1 pseudogene is annotated in these 250 nt (G+C 44.4%); it reads left to right on the top strand.

The features are described 5' to 3' along the window. A pseudogene (locus tag N8O80_RS09580) lies at positions 1-250 on the top strand (adhesive domain-containing protein); the annotation flags it as partial.

Here is a 250-nt window from a genome sequence, read left to right as displayed (position 1 = left end):
CACCACAAGCCCATCTACATCTTTATTCATATTCACTGGTACATGCGTATTCAGAAGCGGATGTACTTGCTGACTCTGATGCACTTGTTGATGCAGATTCAGAAGCAGATGTTCTTGCTGACTCTGATGCACTTGTTGATGCTGAATCAGAAGCAGATGTTCTTGCTGACTCTGAAGCACTTGTTGATGCTGAATCAGAAGCAGATGTGCATGCTGACTCTGAAGCACTTGTTGATGCTGATTCAGCAGC

It is taken from the genome of Streptococcus mitis, from assembly GCF_946190155.1.
In the GTDB taxonomy this organism is placed as follows: domain Bacteria; phylum Bacillota; class Bacilli; order Lactobacillales; family Streptococcaceae; genus Streptococcus; species Streptococcus mitis_CL.
The sequence above is the reverse complement of the archived record's forward strand: the minus strand, read 5'-3'. Positions and strand labels throughout refer to the sequence as shown.